Source organism: Nonomuraea sp. 10N515B (assembly GCF_052245915.1).
Classification (GTDB): domain Bacteria; phylum Actinomycetota; class Actinomycetes; order Streptosporangiales; family Streptosporangiaceae; genus Nonomuraea.
Genome location: NZ_JBQQBQ010000009.1, coordinates 19959 through 37690 on the forward strand (window position 1 = coordinate 19959; position 17732 = coordinate 37690).

A 17732-nucleotide genomic window follows, 5' to 3' on the forward strand; every position below is an offset into this window, starting at 1 on the left:
GCATGCGGGCGCGGTCTACGGCATGCGTGCCTCGATGCCGTCCAGCAGCAGCTCCAGCCCGTAACAGAAGCGGTCCTCGCCGTCGCCGGCGATCAGCTCGTCGACGAACTTGCTCACGGTCGGGAACCGCTCCACCGGCAGCTCCCGGTAGTAGGCGGCGATCTGCCCGGCGAATTGCTCGAAGTATTCCCCGGGGTCCGTCAGCCCGGCCGATCGCATCCGCGCGTAGTGAACGGTGCCCTCGTAGGCGTCGCCGACGACGTAGAGGGAGAGCCGGTCCATCGCCAGGGACGCCTGGCGCGGCGCCATGCCGGCCTCGATCAGCAGCCCGAAGACGAACTCGCCGATGCGGACCGAGTTTTCGCCCGTGGGGATGTTGGCCAGCGCGACCCTGGCCACGTCGGCGTGGGAGGCGAGCACGCCGTGCACCTCCATGGCGTAGGCGCGGAGTTGCTCCTTCCACCGCGCCGGATCGCGTTCGGGCAGCCGGATCTCGCCGAGCACCCGGTCGTAGACGAGCTCCAGCAGCTCGTCCTTGTTGGCGACGTGCGCGTAGAGCGAGGCGGGGCCCGTGTCGAGCTCCTGGGCGACGCGTCTCATGCTGAGTGCGTCGAGCCCTTCGGCGTCCAGGATCCGGAGTCCGGTCTCGACGATCAGGTCCTGGCTCAGCTGCCGCTTGGCCGGCGCCGGCGTGCGCGACTTACGCCAGGGCGGCGCCGGCACGCTTTCTGTCCTCTCGCGATCCATACGAACATCGTACTTGACACGAACGCTGTTCGTCACTAAAACAGTGTTCGTAACGAACAGCGTTCGTCCATAGAACACCGTTATGACGAAGGAGTCCTCATGACGACCACCGCCTCCATGGCGACGACCGAGGTCCAGCCCTATCGCTGGCGCTGGGTCGCGCTCTTCGTGGTCCTGGCCGCCGAGGTCATGGACTTACTCGACGCGCTCGTGACCACGATCGCCGCCCCCACCATCCAGAAGGAGCTCGGTGGCTCTGCCAGCCTCGTGCAGTGGCTGGGCGCCGGCTACACGCTGGCCATGGCCGTCGGCCTGATCACCGGTGGCCGGCTCGGCGACCTGTACGGCAGGAAGCGCATGTTCCTGATCGGCGCCTTCGGCTTCACCGCCGCCTCGATGCTGTGCGGGGTCGCGGTCAGCCCGGCGATGCTGGTCGGCAGCCGGGTATTGCAGGGCTTGTTCGGGGCCGTGATGATCCCGCAGGGCCTGGGCCTGATCAAGGAGATGTTCCCGCCGCGCGAGCTGGGCAAGGCGTTCGGCATGTTCGGTCCGGTCATGGCCATCTCGTCGGTCGGGGGCCCCATCCTGGCCGGCTGGCTGGTCGACGCCGACTTCTTCGGCACCGGCTGGCGCATGATCTTCCTGATCAACCTGCCGATCGGGCTGGCCACCGCGCTGGCCGCGATCCGGTTCCTGCCCGAGTTCCGCCTCTCGAACGCCACCAGGCTCGACCTCGGCGGCGTGGCCCTGGTGTCGGCGGCCGCGTTCCTGCTGATCTACCCGCTCATCCAAGGCCGTGAGCTGGGCTGGCCCGCGTGGACGTTCGCGTCGATGGCCGCCTCGATCGTGTTGTTCGCGGTGTTCGGCCGCTACGAGTCGCGCCGCGCCAAGGCGGGCAAGGACCCGCTGGTCACGCCCGGACTGTTCCGCAAGCGTGCCTTCACCGGCGGCCTGGTGGCCGGCCTGGCGTTCTTCGCCGGGATGATGGGCTTCGGCCTGGTCTTCAGCCTCTACACCCAGATGGGGCTCGGCTTCACGCCGCTGCAGGCCGGTCTGGCCGGACTGCCGCAGGCGGTGGGCGGCGTGCTCGGCTTCGGCCTGGCGATGTCCGGCCTGCAGGAGAAGCTCGGCCGGGGCCTGCTGCAGATCGGCACCGTCGTCATGGCGGCCGGCGCGGCCGTGCTCGCCCTGACCATCCACCTGGCCGGCGTCGAGGTCACCAGCTGGCAGCTGGCCCCCGGTCTCGGCCTCGTCGGCATCGGGATGGGCCTGACCATGGCGCCGTTCTTCGACATCGTGCTCGCCGGCGTCGAGCCGCACGAGTCCGGCTCCGCGTCCGGCACGCTGACCGCGATCCAGCAGCTGGGCGCGGCGCTCGGCGCCGCCGTGCTGGGGACGCTGTTCTTCAACCTGCTCGCCGCCGAGTGGAGCTTCGGGGCGTCGATGCAGGTCACGGTGTGGGTCGAGGTCGGGTTGCTGGTGCTGACGCTCGCGCTGTCGTTCCTGATGCCCCGCCGGGCCCGGCCGGAACAGGCCGCCCACTGAGCGTCATGAGACCGCGGCCCCGATGCGGGGTCGCGGTCTCATGCGCTCACCTGCCGCTCGGCCCACTGGGCGATGTCGCGCCGTTCGATCGCCGCCGCCATCAGGTCGGGGAACGCGTCGGGCGTGCACGCGAACGCGGGCACCCCCAGCGCCGCCAACGCGGCGGCGTTGTCGTGGTCGTAGAACGGCGCGCCCTCGTCGGACAGCGCGAGCAGCACGATCACCTGCACGCCGGCCTGCGTCATCGCGGCGACCCTGCGCAACATCTCCTGCCGCACACCGCCCTCGTACAGGTCGCTGATCAGAATGAAGATCGAGTTGGCCGGCCTCGTGATGAGCCCCTGGCAGTAGGCGATGGCCCGGTTGATGTCGGTGCCGCCGCCGAGCTGGGTGCCGAACAGCAGCTCGACCGGATCGTGCAGCCGCTCGGTGAGATCCACCACCGCCGTGTCGAACACCACCAGCGACGTCTTGAGCGAGCGCATCGACGCCAGCACCACCCCGAACACACTCGAATACACCACCGAGGCCGCCATCGACCCGCTCTGGTCGATGCACAACACCACCTCGCGCTGCACCGACCGCTGGCGCCGGGCGTAGCCGACGAGCCGTGACGGGACGACGGTGTTGCGTTCCGGCAGGTAGTTCTTGAGGTTCGCCCTGATCGTCCGGTTCCAGTCGATGTCGGCCACCCGCTTGGGGCGATGTGTCCTGGCCGCGCGGTCGAGCGCGCCCGTCACGGCCGCCCTGGTCTTCTGCGCGAGCCTGCGCTCAAGCTCCGCCACCACCGTGCGCACCACGGCCCTGGCCGACTCGCGGGCCTGGTCGGGCATGACCTTGTTGAGCGCCAGCAAGGTGCCGACCAGGTGCACGTCGGGCTCCACCGCCTCGAGCATCTCCGGTTCCAGCAAGAGCCTGGTGAGGTTGAGCTTCTCGATCGCGTCCTTCTGCATGACCTGGACGACCGTGGAGGGGAAGTAGGTCCTGATGTCGCCCAGCCAGCGGGCCACCCGCGGCGCCGACGCGCCCAGCCCGCCCTGCCGGCCATCCTGGTCGTAGACGGCGGCCAGGGCCGCGTCCATCTGCACGTCCGCGCCCTGCAGCCCGCACCCGGTGCCGTCGGCGTCCCCGCCGCCCAGCACCAGCCGCCACCGGCGCATCCGCTCATCGTCCGCCGCGCTCATCCGCCCGCCCTCCCAAGTCCTTCCGTCTTCCGGAGCCCGTCCGCTTGCCCGAATCCGCCCGCCTTTCCGAGGATCGCCAGCACGGTGGTGACGGCCGCCGCCGCGCGCCGCTCGTTCACGTCCTGCTCCCCTTCCACTTCCACGCGCCCGGCCGAGCGGACGCGCTCCCCGATGGCCCGGCGCTCCGGCACGGCGAAGCTGCCGAACGTACGGCGCAACAGCGGCAGCACGTCGGTGAACTGGTCACCAGAAAGCCCGCCGATCCAGTCGTCGACCAGGGCCAGCAGCCTCGCGTCGTGCACCAGCAGCAGGCCGCCGCCGGCCAGGAATCCCTCGACCCACCCGGCCGCCCTGGCCGGCGTCTGCCCCCTGGACATGGCCCTGGACATGCGGTCACCGGCATCCTGGAGCTCGCCCGAATCCAGCAGGATCCTGGTCAGCCGCCCTTCGATGAGCCCGTGCAGGTCCTGCCGGTCGCAGATCCCGCGCAGCGTGACCAGCCACCGGCTCCGCGGCGCCGCCCCGGCTTCTCCGCCCTCGGCTGACACGCCCTCCCCAGCCGGCGCCCCACCGTCGGAGGGCGCGCTCCGGCCGTCCGGTGCGGGCGAGGCCGTCTCGACGGGCGGAGGCGGGTCGGTGAGGAGGGCGACGGCGGCGTGCACCGCGTCCACGTGTTTGAGCAGATCGGCCGCCGCGTCGTCGTCCAGCCCGGTCACCGCCACCGGCAGCCCGACGCAGATCCGCTCCAGCATCGACCGTACGATCACCGCCAGCCCTCCGGCCGACGTGCCACGTACGTCGCCGTAGCGGTGGGCGCGCACCATCGCGGGCAGGGCCGCCATCAGGTGTGTGACGTCGGTGTCGAGCGCCGCCTTGGCCGACAGCGCGGCCAGCACCTCGGGCAGCGCCTCTGACAGGTCGGCGAGCAGGCACTGCTCGACCAGCGACGTCAGGTCCGCCAGCGCCGCCCCCGGCGCGCCTGCCAGGTCCCTGGCCCGCTGTGCGGTGGCGGCCCTCACGGTGGTGCCCAGGGCGGCGTGCTCGATGAGGGCGAGATCGTGCTCCGGGCGCCACTGCAGCGTCCACGTCTCCCTGAACGTGCCCTTGCCGCGCGCCTGCCCCGGCGTCCCCCAGCCGACGCCGAGCAGCCGCAGCCGGTGCAGCAGGTGGCTGCGCTCGAGGTCGAGGGGCTTGCGCAGGTCGAGGTCGATCTCGCGGTCGAGCGCCTCCGGCTTGAGCTTCAGCCGCCGCTGCTGCTCGCGCAGGTCACGCTGGAGCGGCACCATCGGCGTGCCGTCGGAGACGTGGCCCAGCCGATCGCCCACGACCATGCGGCGCTGGATCAGCTCCACGGCCAGGTCGTCGCCTTCGCACAGCACGGCCCTGGCCGCCTCCGTGACCTCGCTCAGCCCCGCCAGCGGGCGGCCGCGCAGCGCGGCCAGGCTGCCGGCCAGGCGTACGGACTCGATGACGTGCGCGGACGACACCGCCAGACCTTCATCGCGCAGCACGGCGGCGGCCTCGGCCAGCCAACGCTCGACGGGCCGGTCGGGCGCGGTGAACAGGTGGTGGTACCAGCCGGGCGAGGTGATGCCCGCGCCGTAGCCGCTCCACGAGGCCAGCCGCCCGTACGTCCACGGCACCCAGGTCAGCTCGGCCTTCACCTTCGGCAGCCCACGCAGGAGCGCGGTGTCCACCGTCGCGGGCGGCAGCGGCCCGGCCAGCGCCGGAACGTGCCAGGCCCCGCAGACCACCGCGATCCTGCCGTAGCCCTGCTTGAGCGCCACGCGGAGGGTCTTGCGCATGTGAGCCTCGCGCCTGGCCTCCCGCTCGTCCGGCTCGTAGCCTTCGCGTACGGCGGCCATGGCCTCGGCGATCACCTCGAAGGGGGTATCGCCGCGATGCTCGACGACGTCCTCCCACCAGCGTTCGGGGTCGTCGTATCCGGCGGCCGCGGCGAGCGAGCCGATCGGGTCGGCCCGCAGCTCCGAAACCTCCTCATCGGTCCGGCCGGCCAGCGAATGGGCCGCGGGCAGGTCGCAGAAGCGCACGGGGACGCCCGCGGAGGTGCCGTACAGGATGGCCTGCCACTCCGGCGAGAACCCGGCGAACGGCCAGAAAGCGGCGTTGGCGGCGTCGCCCGGCACGTGCGCGAGCAGGGCGACGGGCGGCTCCAGCTCCGGGGCGAGCGGGATGAGCGGGTCGGCCTCGGGCGGGCCCTCGATGAGGATCGCGTCGGGGCGCAGGCGCTCCAGCTCGGCCCGGACGGCCCGCGCCGACCCCGGCCCGTGGTGCCGCACGCCCAGAACATGCACACTCATGAGACCTCGCGGCACGCGCGGTAGAAGTCGCGCCAGTCGGAACGCTCCCTGACCACGGTCTCCAGATATTCGCGCCACACCACCCGATCCGACACCGGCTCCTGCACCACCGCGCCCACGATGCCGGCGGCCACGTCGGACGGGCGCAGAACGCCGTCGCCGAAGTGGGCGGCCAGCGCGATGCCGCTGGTGAGGACCGAGATTGCCTCGGCCGTGGACAGGGTCCCGCTGGGCGACTTCACCTTGGTCCTGCCGTCCTCGGTGACGCCCGCACGCAGCTCGCGGAACACCGTCACCACGCGCCGGATCTCCTCCAGGCCGGTCGTGGTCTCGGGCAGCTCCAGCGCCCGGCCGAGCTGGGTGACGCGGCGGGCCACGATGTCCACCTCCTCCTCGGCGGTGGCCGGCACCGGCAGCACCACGGTGTTGAAACGGCGGCGCAGCGCGCTGGACAGCTCGTTGACGCCCCGGTCGCGGTCGTTGGCGGTGGCGATGACGTTGAAGCCCCGCTCGGCCTGCACCTCCCGGTTGAGCTCGGGGATCGGCAGCGTCTTCTCCGACAGGACGGTGATCAGCGCGTCCTGGACGTCCGACGGCATGCGGGTCAGCTCCTCGACGCGCGCGATGCGGCCCTCGGCCATCGCCCGCATCACCGGCGAAGGAGTCAGCGCCTCGATCGAGGGGCCTTCGGCCAGGAGTCTCGCGTAGTTCCAGCCGTATCTGATGGCCTCCTCGGCGGTGCCGGCGGTGCCCTGCACGAGCAGCGTCGAGTCGCCGCTGATGGCGGCGGCCAGGTGCTCCGACAGCCACGTCTTGGCGGTGCCGGGCACGCCGAGCAGCAGGAGCGCGCGGTCGGTCGCCAGCGTGGCGACGGCCACCTCGACGATGCGGCGGGCGCCCACGTATTTGGGGGTGACGCGGTCGCCGTCGCCCAGGATGTAGGTGGTGACGGCCCACGGCGACAACTTCCAGCCTGGCGGTCGGGGCCGGTCGTCGTCCTTGGCCAGGAGGGCCAGCTCCTCGGCGTATTGGTCCTCCGCGTGCGGGCGCAGAACGGTCACGGGGTCTCCTTCAATTCCTTGTACATGTCGGCACGGAAGCGCAGCAGCGCGGCGACCTGCTGGATGGACTCGACCGGCGAGTAGCTCTCCGCCAGCGGGAACAGTGCCGGGTCGATGCGCTCGCCGGCCAGCTTGACCAGCTCGCCGAGGTTCCACGGCTGCGTGGCGGCCACCTTCACGATCTTGCGGAGAACGGCGGTGGCCAGCCCTTCGCGCCAGTGGGACGAGACGCCGCCCAGGACCATGATGAGCTGGCTGTCCAGGTCGTGCGTGCGGACGAAGTCGGCGGCGAGCTCCTGCTGCTCGTCGGGTGGGAGGGACTCCAGGAGGTCGGCGATCGGGTCCCACCCGAACATCGCCCGCGCCCACTCGGGGTCCTTCTGCAGCACGGCGGCACGCACCCAGGCGGCCTTCACGTCGGCGTCCCAGTCGGGGATCCGCATCCTGAGCAACCGGGCGGGCGGGTGGCCCCACACCGCGAGCGGCGCGCGAGCGATGATCTGCTGGAGCCACCAGGCCCGCTCGCCGATGCCCCTCGGGGGTTTGGGCCTGACGCCGTCGCGTTCCATGGCCTTGTCGCACTCGCGGGGGGCCTCGATGGTGATGACGTTGCCGGCGATGGCGACACATGCGCGCACCCGCTCGGCCATCCGCTGGGACAGGCGCGAGCCGGGAAGGCCGGCGAGCAGGTTGGCGGCGGCCTGGCGCACCTCCCTGCGCCGGTCGTCCAGCATCGACTCCAGGAACGGCTCGTCGTCCATGCTCAGCCCGTCGGCCAGCACGTCTGCGAACTCGGCGCGGTCGTCGGGCGTCTCACGCTCCCACGTGCTCTCCAGCAGCCGCCGGGCCTGGGCGGGGTCCGCCGCCCTGAGCGCGCGCAGGTGCGCCCGCCGGTCGGCCGAACCGCCCAGCTCCCATGTCTCCCCCGTCGGCTCCTCCAGCAGATAGGCCCACGCCGGGTTGTGACCGGCCAGCCACCTGCCGCGCTGCCCGGCCAGCACGCCGAGGTGGACCCGGATCGAGCGGTCGCGACGGCCACGTTCGAGCAGCTCGGGCAGCGCATAAGCAGGCACCCGGCGACCGGTCCCCGCCGCCGCGGCGAGCCATTCGGGCAGCAGCCTCTCGTGCTCGCCGCTCATGATCCTGACCAGGCGCTCGGCGGCGCGCCTGGCGATCGCGGGGCGCTCCTCGCCGGGCGCGGGCTCCGGCGGCGCCGCCTCGCCCGGTCGACGGAGCCCGCGCCCCGCCCTCCGCCTGGTCACCACGACGGCCGCGTCCTCGAGCAGGACCCCGTGGTAGGGCCTGCGGTCGGTGCCGACCAGCGCCGCCGACGCCAGCTCCTCCCAGGTGCTCACACGATCACCGCCGTTCCCTCGTCGTCCCAGGTGGTCAGGGGGCGCACGCCTTGCGGAGTCCATTCGGCGGCGACCGTGAGCGGGTGTCCGCCCGAGACTGCGATCAGCCGCCACGGGTCACGGGATCTGGGGTGCAGCGGGAGCCCTCCGAGCGAGGTCCGCTCGGGGACGACCCCGGCCAGCACGAGCGGCCAGGACTCGGTCCACGGATCCTCGGCCAGCGCCCCTGCGACCTCATCGAGCGCCTGCTCCGGCGACAGGCCAGGAGGAACGGCCTGCGGCACAGCGCCGCGCGGGCCCGCAGGGCCGGCCTCAGCAGCAGCACGCGGGGCCGCAGGGCCGGGCTCGGCAGCGGCGCCATGAGCTGCGAGGGTGCCGTGGTGGGTGGCGATCAGGGCGCGCAAGGGGGCCGCGCCCGGGTAAAAGGCCACGTCGGCGTCGATGACGGTGCCGGTGACCGGGGAGGCGTCCAAAGGCCGGCCCTGCGGAGCGAAGGACAGGATCAGCGCCGGTCGGCCGCTGCGGCGACCGCGGAGCCAGACGCGGCGGGCCGTCAGCCCGTCCTGCACCTCCTCTCGCCTGCCCAGCACGTCCCAGTGGTCGCGCACCGCCGACCCGGCAAGCACCTCTTCCCTGGTGACCGGGAACCCGGTGCGGATCAGGACGGTCTGGGCGAGCGGACCGGGCAGCTCGGCCCGCCGCCGGTAGGCGACGGCGAGCAGGTTGATGAGGGCGTATTCCTCCAGCAGCCGGCCCGGCCAGTCGTCCTCCGCCCGCACCTGGGCCAGGCGGGAGACGATGCCCGCGAGGCCTGGAGCCTGGGCGTCGATGAGGCGCTTGGCCAGGCCGTCACAGTCGTGCTCGGCGGCCCCCGCCAAGCCCTGCCGCACCTGGTCGGCCAGCCAGCGCTCCACCTCGGCCAGCCCGGAGGCGACCCGCGCATGACGCGGCGACTCCGCCCCGCCCGAGACGCCCGGCCCCGCAGCACCCTGCCCCTGACCAGAGGCACCAGTGCCGAGCCCAGCGCCCGGCCCTGCCGCGCCCTGCCTGTGGCCGGAGGCGCCGGTGCTGGGGCCTGGTTGTGCCACGTCCGCCTGGCTGTCAGCGGCGGCCTCGGATTCCGCCGAGGTCCCGGCTGGCGCGGAGGCGGCGGCCTTGGCCCGGGCGGCGTCGAGGCGGGCCGCGGCTTTGGCGGCGCGCTCCGCCCGCGCCTCCTGCCACTCCGTCACCCACTGCGGCGCCGCCTGCGTCTCCGGCACCCCGTCCGCGGACCACATGAGCAGCAGCCCGAGCGCATGCTTGCAGGGGAACTTCCTGCTCGGGCAGCTGCACCGGTAGGCGGGCTCGGTCAGGTCGACGCACGCCAGGTAGGGCTTGGCCCCGCTGCCCTTGCACTCGCCATACAGGACCGTGCCCGTCGTGCCACGCGACGACCACTTCCCCGGCGCCGCGATCCCCTGGGCAGCCTTCTGGGAGGAGGCGTCAGGGGCGAGGGCGAGCACCTGATCCCGGCTCCACCGTTCGATCACCTGCCGCAGACTAGCCAGCCCGACCGACATTTCGCCGCGAGTCGGGGAGATCCCCGGCCGGCGTCAGCCGACCGTGACCTCCGCGGCGGACAGGTAGGAGCCGCCGAGCGCCCGGTGCCCCTCGAGGCGCACGTAGCGGGCGTCCACCGGCGTGAACGTGGCCGTCTTGAGCCGGGCGTCGCCCGCCCACGTGCCGACCGCGACCTCGGTGAAGCTCTGGCCGTCGGCGCTGACGTACACCTTGTAGTCCAAGAGCGTGCCGTTGAGGTTGCCGTCGAAGCGCGGCTGGTAGTCGACCTTGCCGACGCGCTTGACCTCGCCCAGGTTGAGCGTGATCGACTGCGGCAGCGGGGTGGGCGGCGAGTACTCCGAGTGCCAGAAGGTGGCGATGTCGCCGTCGACCGCCGCTCGGGCCCGAAGCCGGCGTGGAAGCTGCTGGCATACACCTTCGGCTCCACGCACGTCTGCGTGACGGTGACCGGAAGCTCGGTGGTCTGGTCGCCGACCTGTACGGTCACGCGGTGCTCGCCGGGCGGCGTCTCCCGGGGCGCGGTGATCTTGACGATGGCCAGTGCGACTTCGGTGGCCCAGCGCGGGTCGGGCGCGGTCTTGGTGCGTCCGACGCGGCTGGTCTCGCCGCCGACCGTGAAGCGATACCAGTATTCGCGGCCGGGGCGCAGCCCGTTCACCTCGACGTGGACGGCGTGGGCGAGCTCGGGGCGGGGGGTGGCGACGCCCTTGCGCACCACGCGCCGCATGCCGTCGTCCTCGGCGATCTCCCACCGGACCGGCACCGGCGTCCGCGGCATACCGCCCATCCCGTCGTCGGCCAGCGGCTGGGTGGCGAGCCTGGTCCATAACACCACGCCGTCCGGGCGCGGGTCGCCGGAGGAGACGCCCAGCGTGAAGGGGTTGGCGGATAGAGCGGGCACGGGGTCGGTCGCCCCGCTCGGCACCTGGCCGAGCGCGATGACCCCGGCCACGCCCGTGGCATGGCCCGGGGTATCCATTCATGAGGCGATGAACGCATCGGGCCACAAAGCCGAACCGCGGGTAAATGCACAAGGTCAGAACCGGCCGCCCGGCCCCAGAAATATCCGACTTAAAATGCGTCAGGTGGAGTTGAAGATTTATCCCGACGGCCCGTCCGTCCAGGTGCCCGACGAGGCCGCGGCCTTGGCCAGTCCGCTGGAGGGGCAGCTCGTCCTCGACGGCACCCGGTTCCTGCGCAGGGACGTCACGGGCGCCCCGGTCGCGTTCGTCGATCGACCACCCGTCGCCGCCGCCCTCGACCTCCTCCCCCACCCGGAGGGCGGTTGGTTCCGCGAGACGTGGAGGTCGCCCGTGACGTTCCACCCGGACGGCTACTCCGGGCCGCGGGCGAGCGCCACCGGCATCTACTTCCTGCTCAACCCGGGCGAGGAGTCCGTGCCGCACATGGTCAGGTCGGACGAGGTGTGGTTGTGGCACCGCGGTGGCCCGCTCAGCCTGACGATCGGCGACGCCACGGTCACACTGGGGCCGGACGTGGAGGTCGGCCAGGCGCCGCAGGCGATCGTGCCCGGCGGGGTGTGGCAGTCGGCCCGGCCGGCCGGCGACGAGCCCGTCCTGGTGAGCTGCATCGTGTCGCCGGGCTTCGATTTTGCCGACTTCACCGCATGACCGGGGGGTCGAAGGGAAGCGCGTGTGGCCATGAAAGCAAAAGAATGGAACGTGCGCATCCTGCTGACCGAGGACGGCGACGACACGGCGGCGCGGGCGGCGCTCACCACCGACGACGGCACCGTCGTCACGGGCAACGGCCGTGCCAGGCGCAATCCGTCCGACCCGGCGGTGCCCGAGATCGGGGACGAGCTGGCGGCCGCCCGGGCCCTGGCCGACCTGGCCGAGCGGCTGGCGGTCATCACCCAGCGGGACATCGCGAGCTCTGCCGACTCCCCCACCTCGAGCCGCTCTTGGTAAGCACGTTCCTGTCGCCGGCCCGCCCTGCCGGGTCGACGAATATCGAGTTGACGGGCGGCCTGCCGGAACGCTGGTATGGCGGTCCATGGGCAAAATGCATGACGACGAGGTGGAGACCGACGAGATCCTCGTGCGCCGGTTGCTGGCCGCGCAGTTCCCCCAGTGGGCGGACCTGCCGATCGAGCGCTTCCCCTCGCCGGGCACGGTCAACGCCGTCTACCGCCTCGGCGACAACCTGTCCGTACGGCTGCCGCTCGCAGAGTGGGGCGTCGGCGACGTGGAGAAGGAGCATCTGTGGCTGCCGCGACTGGCCCCGCTGCTGCCGCTCGCCATTCCGGAGGTGCTCGGCGCGGGCGTGCCCGGTGAGGGCTTCCCCTGGCCGTGGTCGGTGTGCCGATGGCTGCCCGGCGCCAACCCCGAGGCCGGGGACGAGCCTCTCGCCAAGGATCTGGCGGCGTTCGTGGCCGCGTTCCGGCAGGTGGATCTGCCGGACGGGCCGAGGGCGTACCGGGCGGGGCCGCTCAGCCGGCTGGACAAGGCGACCCGGCACGCGATCGGCGAGCTGGACGGGCTGATCGACACGGCGGCGGCGACGGCGATCTGGGAGGCGGCGGCACGCACGCCGGAGTGGCCGGGCCCGCCCGTGTGGACGCACTCCGACCTGATGCCCGGCAACCTGCTCGTCGAGAACGGCCGGCTCACCGGCGTGATCGACTTCGCCACGGCCGGCGTGGGCGACCCGGCCTGCGACCTGATCCCCGCGTGGAACCTGCTCACCCCGGACGCCAGAGACGTCTTCCGCGCCGGGCTGGACGTGGACGACGACACCTGGGCGCGGGGCCGTGGCTGGGCGCTGTCCATGGCGGCCGGCCAGCTGGACTACTACCGGCACACGAACCACGCGATGGCGTCCAACGCACGGCACACGATCCAGGCGGTGATCATGGAATGTGCCTGAGGTAACGTCGGCACTCTCCCCGTCGCTCGATCAAGGAGAGTCGCATGGTCCGCAAAGCCGTGATCCCGGTGGCCGGCCTGGGCACCCGGCTGCTGCCGCTGACGAAGGCCCTGCCGAAGGAGATGCTGCCGATCGGCGACAAACCCGTCATCGAGCACACTATCCGGGAGCTCGTGGACTCCGGCATCGACGAGATCACCATCGTCACCTCGGCCCGCAAGGACCTGGTGCAGCGGCACTTCGCCCTGGACGCCGATCTGGAGCTGCAGCTGCGCGCCGACGGCAAGGACGACCTGGCCGACGCGGTGGCGGAGCTGTCGTCCCTGGCCCACATCACCTACCTGTACCAGAACGGCCCCTACGGCAACGGCACGCCCGTGCTCAACGCCGCCCGCGTCATCGGCGACGAGCCGTTCATGGTGCTCTGGGCCGATGACGTGTTCGTGGCCGAGGTGCCGCGGGCCAAGCAGCTCAAGAGCGCGTACGAGGCCACGAAGGCCCCCGTCCTGGCCCTGATGCCGATGGCGGTCGAGGACGCCTCCCGCTACGGCGTGCCCGTCGTCGAGGAGGACCTGGGCGGCGGCCGGTTGCGGATCTCGGGCCTGGTGGAGAAGCCGTCACCGGAGCGGGCCCCGTCCCGGTACGCCGCCATCGGCGGCTATGTCGTCACCCCCGGCGTCGTGGAGGAGCTGGAGGCCGCCACGCGTAAGTGGCACGAGAACCCTGAGGGCGAGATCTACCTCACCGACGCGCTGGACCGCCACGCCGCCACCCACCCGGTGTACGGGCAGGTCATCGACGGCACCTGGTGGGACACGGGCTCGCCGCTCAACTACCTCAAGGCCCAGTTCGCCGCGGCCCTCGCCGATCCGGCCTACGGCCCGGAGCTGCGTAGGCTGGCTCAGGAGAGCGGCTGAAAGTTGGGATTCTTGCGGCGGGATGATTGTCTGTCCGCAGAACCTATGAGGAGGGCCCCGGTGAGCCGACAAATCGTTTCCCTCGTGGGTGGCAAGGAAGCCGCCGCCACGAGCACGTACGAATCGACCAACCCCGCCCGGCCGCGCGAGGTCGTGGCCCGAGTCGGCATGGCCGACGCCGGCACGTTCGCCGCCGCCTGCCGCACCGCCAAGGAAGCCCAGCGCGAGTGGGCCAGGGTGCCCGCCCCGGTGCGCGGCCGGGTGATCGCCTCCATCGGGCGGCTGGTCGAGGCCAACGCCGAGCGGCTGGCCCGGCTGGTCACCGAGGAGATCGGCAAGCCGTACGCCGAGGCGCTCGGCGAGGTGCGGGAGATCGTGGACACGTGCGACTTCTTCCTCGGCGAGGGCCGCAGGCTCTACGGGCAGACGGTGCCGTCGGAGATGCCGGACAAAAACCTCTTCACCTTCCGCAACCCGGTGGGTGTGGCGGCGGTCGTCACCGCGGGCAACTTCCCCGTGGCCGTGCCGTCGTGGTATCTGGTCCCGGCCCTGCTGTGCGGCAACGCCGTCGTCTGGAAGCCCGCCGAATACGCCGCCGCCTCCGCGCACGCGATGTTCCAGCTCTTCGTGGCGGCCGGGCTGCCCGACGGCGTGCTGAACGTCGTCTTCGCCGACGGTGCCGAAACCTTCCGCGGCCTGGAGCTGGCTCTGGAGGAGGGCAGCGTCAACAAGGTCGGGTTCACCGGCTCCAGCGAGGTGGGCAGGAAGATCGGCGAGCTGACCGGGCGGCACCTGCAGTCGGCCTGCCTGGAGCTGGGCGGCAAGAACCCGATGGTGATCATGCCGGACGCCGACCTGGACCTGGCCGTCGAGGGCGCCTTGTTCTCCGGCTTCGGCACCGCCGGCCAGCGCTGCACCAGCCTCGGCACGGTCATCGTGCATGAGAGCGTGCACGACGCGTTCGTCGAACGGTTCGCGCGGGCGGTGGGCGAGGCCAGGATCGGCGACCCCGCGCAGGACGTGCTGGCCGGTCCGCTGCTGGACCAGAAGTTCGCCGACCGGTACGAGGAGTATCTGACCTGGATCGAGCCCCATCACAGGGTCGTGTCCGGAAATACCGGCAAAATCACCAAAGACAACCCGCGCGGCGACTTCGACGGTCAGGGCGGCCTCTACTACCACCCGGTCGTCGTGGACGGCGTCAAGCCCGGCGACCGCCTCTTCATGGAGGAGACGTTCGGCCCGATCGTGGGCGTGACCACATTCGCGACTCTCGACGAGGCCGTCGAGCTGGCCAACCTGCCCGGCTACGGCCTGTCGAGCTCGATCTACACCACGAACCCGAAGAGCGCCTTCCGCTTCCGCGAGGGCATCTCGGCCGGCATGGTCAGCGTCAACAACTCCACCTCGGGAGCGGAGGCGCACCTGCCCTTCGGCGGCAACGGCAAGTCCGGCAACGGCAGCCGCCAGTCCGGCGTGTGGGTGCTCGACCAGTTCACCCGCTGGCAGGCCATGAACTGGGACCACTCGGGCCGGCTGCAGAAGGCGCAGATGGATGTCGCGGAGATCGTTCCCGACCTCGACTTCCGCCTCCCGTGAACGGAAAACGGGGCCCCCACCCGGGGGCCCCGTTTCACGAGGAAGGTCAGACCAGGCCCTTCTTCTCCAGGGCCGCGCAGACGGTGTTCACCAGCAGGCGGGTGACGACGTACGGGTCCATGTTGGCGTTCGGGCGACGGTCCTCGATGTAGCCCTTCTTGTCGACCTCGACCTGCCACGGGATACGCACGGACGCACCACGGTTGGAGACGCCGTAGCTGTACTTGTTCCACGGGGCGGTCTCGTGGGCACCGGTGAGGCGGGACTCGACGCCGGAGCCGTACTGCGAGATGTGCTCCATCGGCTTGTCACCCTCGCCGAGCGACTCGCAGGCGGCGACGATGGCGTCGTAGCCCTCGCGCATGGCCTTGGTGGAGAAGTTGGTGTGCGCGCCGGCGCCGTTCCAGTCGCCGCGGGCGGGCTTGGGGTCGAGGGTGGCCTCGACGCCGAACTCCTCGGCCGTCCTGTAGAGCAGGTAGCGGGCGATCCACATGTGGTCGGAGACCTCGACGGGGCCCGCCGGGCCGACCTGGAACTCCCACTGGCCGGGCATGACCTCGGCGTTGATGCCGGAGATCGCCAGGCCGGCGGCGAGGCAGCGGTCGAGGTGGAGCTCGACGATCTCGCGGCCGAAGATGGCGTCGGCGCCGACACCGCAGTAGTAGGGGCCCTGCGGGGCGGGGAAACCACCCTCGGGGAAGCCGAGCGGACGGCTACCCTTGAAGAAGGTGTATTCCTGCTCGATGCCGAACCAGGACTCCTGGTCGGCGAACTGCTCGGCGATCGGGCGCAGCAGGGCGCGGGTGTTGCTGACGTGCGGGTCCCCGTTGATCTCCTCGACCTCGGACAGGACGAGGACGTTGTCCCCGCCGCGGATCGGGTCGGGACAGACGAACACCGGGCGGAGCACGCGGTCCGACGAGTGCCCTTCAGCCTGGTTGGTGCTGGAGCCGTCGAAGCCCCAGACCGGAGGCTCGGCCCCATCGGCAAGGATCTTGGTCTTCGAGCGCAGCAGAGCCGTGGGCTCGGTGCCGTCGATCCAGATGTACTCAGCCTTGTAGCTCACGGCGGTCCTTTCAGGGTTCCTTCCAGCCACGCCGAGTCTTATGGACAGCCGTTTCCCCGTTTTTGCCCGCATGTGAACGCCGTGTTAATCAGCACAAGTTTTACCAAGCCAAACGCCTGCCCCCGTCATGAAGCCGTCACGATTGCCCCCTTGGCGTCCTGCAGCGCCAGCCGGTGAGCAGGGCGGGCCGGACGAGCCGACGCATAACCCGTAAGGCGCGGGTCATACGTATCGGGTTCGCCTCACCGTACGATCATCAGAGGTTTTTGCTCATGCACGTTCTGTCTTGCGGGGTGCGCGGCTGATGGGCGTCTCGCCGCTGGTGTGGTGGCTGACGATCGCGGGGATCGTCGGGCTGCTGCTGTTCGACTTCGTCTTCCACGTCCGCCGTGCGCACGTCCCCTCGCTGCGCGAGGCCACGATCTGGTCGGCGCTGTACATCGGCATCGCCCTGGTGTTCGGCGCCGGCGTGTGGATCTTCGGCGGCCCCGATCCGGGGACGGAGTATTTCGCCGGCTACATCACGGAGAAGGCGCTGTCGGTCGACAACCTCTTCGTGTTCCTCGTCATCATGTCCAGCTTCAAGGTGCCGCGGGCCAACCAGCAGAAGGCACTGCTGTTCGGCATCGTGTTCTCGCTGCTGGCCAGGACCGGGTTCATCCTGATCGGCGCGGCGCTGATCAACACCTTCGCCTGGGCGTTCTACGCGTTCGGCCTGATCCTGCTGGTCACGGCCGGAAACCTGCTCAAGCCGGAGAGCGAGGAGAGCCACGACACCGACAACGTCATGGTCCGCCTGGCCCGCAGGCTCTTCGCGGCCACCGAGGTCTACGACGGGGACCGCCTGTTCACCGTCCAGGACGGCAAGCGGGTCATGACCCCGATGGTGCTCGTCATGATCGCCATCGGGGGGACGGACATCATGTTCGCCCTCGACTCCATCCCGGCCATCTTCGGCCTCACCCAGAACATCTACATCGTCTTCACCGCCACCGCGTTCTCCCTGCTGGGGCTGCGGCAGCTCTACTTCCTCCTCGACGACCTGCTCGACCGGCTGATCTACCTCGCCATCGGCCTGGCCGCCATCCTGGGCTTCATCGGGGTCAAGCTCGTCCTGCACGCGCTGCACGAGAACAACGTGCCGTTCATCAACGACGGCGAGCCCGTGCCGGTCACCGAGATCAGCACCGGTCTGTCCCTGTCGGTGATCGTGGGTGTGCTGGTGATCACCGTGGTCGCCTCGCTGACCAGCGCGAAGGGCCGCGCGCAGAACGCCGTCTCGGCGGCGCGGCGGCACGCCCAGGCGTACCTGGAGGTCGAGCACGACCCGGAGCTGCGCGAGGAGCTGTTCGGGAAGCTGTGCCACGAGGAGGAGCAGCTCAAGAAGCTGCCGGAGAAATACCGCAGGCGCATCCGCGAAGAGGAGAAGCTGATGGCGCTGCTGCGCAGGGTCCACGAGGAGCACGACCGGCGCTGAGCGCGCGCCGG

Annotated in this window: 15 protein-coding genes and 1 pseudogene; 7 read left to right on the forward strand and 9 right to left on the reverse strand. The window is 71.2% G+C overall.

Annotated elements, in window-relative coordinates; translation table 11 throughout:
- Window positions 1-15: 15 nt before the first annotated feature.
- Window positions 16-747, reverse strand: coding sequence for a TetR/AcrR family transcriptional regulator (locus ACTWQA_RS15295; RefSeq protein WP_443159892.1), 732 nt, complete (start codon window positions 745-747; stop codon window positions 16-18).
- A 99-nt stretch (window positions 748-846) separates the two neighbouring features.
- Here ACTWQA_RS15295 and ACTWQA_RS15300 point away from each other — a divergent pair, with 99 nt between their 5' ends.
- Window positions 847-2292: an MFS transporter gene (locus ACTWQA_RS15300; RefSeq protein ID WP_443159893.1), complete on the forward strand. Its 1446-nt coding sequence runs from the start codon at window positions 847-849 to the stop codon at window positions 2290-2292.
- A 38-nt stretch (window positions 2293-2330) separates the two neighbouring features.
- On the opposite strand, the gene ACTWQA_RS15305 is transcribed toward ACTWQA_RS15300, so the two are convergent.
- The 7 genes and pseudogenes from ACTWQA_RS15305 to ACTWQA_RS15335 form a co-directional block, all read right to left on the reverse strand.
- On the reverse strand, window positions 2331-3476 hold the full coding sequence (locus ACTWQA_RS15305) for a VWA domain-containing protein (protein ID WP_443159894.1): 1146 nt from the start codon (window positions 3474-3476) through the stop codon (window positions 2331-2333).
- Complete coding sequence (locus ACTWQA_RS15310) at window positions 3473-5797, reverse strand: DUF5682 family protein (RefSeq protein WP_443159895.1); 2325 nt, start codon at window positions 5795-5797, stop codon at window positions 3473-3475. The genes ACTWQA_RS15305 and ACTWQA_RS15310 overlap by 4 nt, the downstream gene beginning before the upstream one ends.
- The gene (locus ACTWQA_RS15315; RefSeq protein WP_305921784.1) at window positions 5794-6858 is read right to left on the reverse strand and encodes an ATP-binding protein; all 1065 of its coding nucleotides are present in this window, start codon (window positions 6856-6858) and stop codon (window positions 5794-5796) included. The genes ACTWQA_RS15310 and ACTWQA_RS15315 overlap by 4 nt, the downstream gene beginning before the upstream one ends.
- Window positions 6855-8213: a DUF5691 domain-containing protein gene (locus ACTWQA_RS15320; protein ID WP_443159896.1), complete on the reverse strand. Its 1359-nt coding sequence runs from the start codon at window positions 8211-8213 to the stop codon at window positions 6855-6857. Before ACTWQA_RS15320 ends, ACTWQA_RS15315 begins: the two co-directional genes overlap by 4 nt.
- Entirely contained in the window at window positions 8210-9742 is a 1533-nt protein-coding gene (locus ACTWQA_RS15325; protein WP_443159897.1) for an SWIM zinc finger family protein, read from the reverse strand. The genes ACTWQA_RS15320 and ACTWQA_RS15325 overlap by 4 nt, the downstream gene beginning before the upstream one ends.
- Window positions 9743-9805: 63 nt before the next feature.
- Window positions 9806-10204: a discoidin domain-containing protein gene (locus ACTWQA_RS15330; RefSeq protein WP_443159898.1), complete on the reverse strand. Its 399-nt coding sequence runs from the start codon at window positions 10202-10204 to the stop codon at window positions 9806-9808.
- 203 nt (window positions 10205-10407) lie between these two features.
- A pseudogene (locus ACTWQA_RS15335) lies at window positions 10408-10752 on the reverse strand (PhoD-like phosphatase N-terminal domain-containing protein); the annotation flags it as partial.
- 97 nt (window positions 10753-10849) lie between these two features.
- On the opposite strand from ACTWQA_RS15335, the gene ACTWQA_RS15340 reads away from it, so the two are divergent.
- The 5 genes from ACTWQA_RS15340 (at window position 10850) to ACTWQA_RS15360 (ending at window position 15178) form a co-directional block, all read left to right on the forward strand.
- Complete coding sequence (locus tag ACTWQA_RS15340) at window positions 10850-11404, forward strand: cupin domain-containing protein (RefSeq protein ID WP_443160117.1); 555 nt, start codon at window positions 10850-10852, stop codon at window positions 11402-11404.
- 30 nt (window positions 11405-11434) lie between these two features.
- Window positions 11435-11704: a dsRBD fold-containing protein gene (locus tag ACTWQA_RS15345; protein WP_443159899.1), complete on the forward strand. Its 270-nt coding sequence runs from the start codon at window positions 11435-11437 to the stop codon at window positions 11702-11704.
- Between the two features lie 94 nt (window positions 11705-11798).
- Window positions 11799-12662, forward strand: coding sequence for an aminoglycoside phosphotransferase family protein (locus ACTWQA_RS15350; protein WP_443159900.1), 864 nt, complete (start codon window positions 11799-11801; stop codon window positions 12660-12662).
- A gap of 44 nt (window positions 12663-12706) precedes the next feature.
- On the forward strand, window positions 12707-13579 hold the full coding sequence (locus ACTWQA_RS15355) for a UTP--glucose-1-phosphate uridylyltransferase (RefSeq protein WP_443159901.1): 873 nt from the start codon (window positions 12707-12709) through the stop codon (window positions 13577-13579).
- A gap of 60 nt (window positions 13580-13639) precedes the next feature.
- Complete coding sequence (locus ACTWQA_RS15360) at window positions 13640-15178, forward strand: aldehyde dehydrogenase family protein (protein WP_443159902.1); 1539 nt, start codon at window positions 13640-13642, stop codon at window positions 15176-15178.
- Between the two features lie 46 nt (window positions 15179-15224).
- Here ACTWQA_RS15360 and glnII read toward each other — a convergent pair whose 3' ends face one another.
- Window positions 15225-16244: a glutamine synthetase gene (gene glnII / locus ACTWQA_RS15365; RefSeq protein ID WP_443159903.1), complete on the reverse strand. Its 1020-nt coding sequence runs from the start codon at window positions 16242-16244 to the stop codon at window positions 15225-15227.
- A gap of 304 nt (window positions 16245-16548) precedes the next feature.
- Here glnII and ACTWQA_RS15370 point away from each other — a divergent pair, with 304 nt between their 5' ends.
- A complete protein-coding gene (locus ACTWQA_RS15370; RefSeq protein ID WP_443159904.1) occupies window positions 16549-17721 on the forward strand; it encodes a TerC/Alx family metal homeostasis membrane protein in 1173 nt (390 codons plus the stop codon).
- Window positions 17722-17732 lie beyond the last annotated feature (11 nt).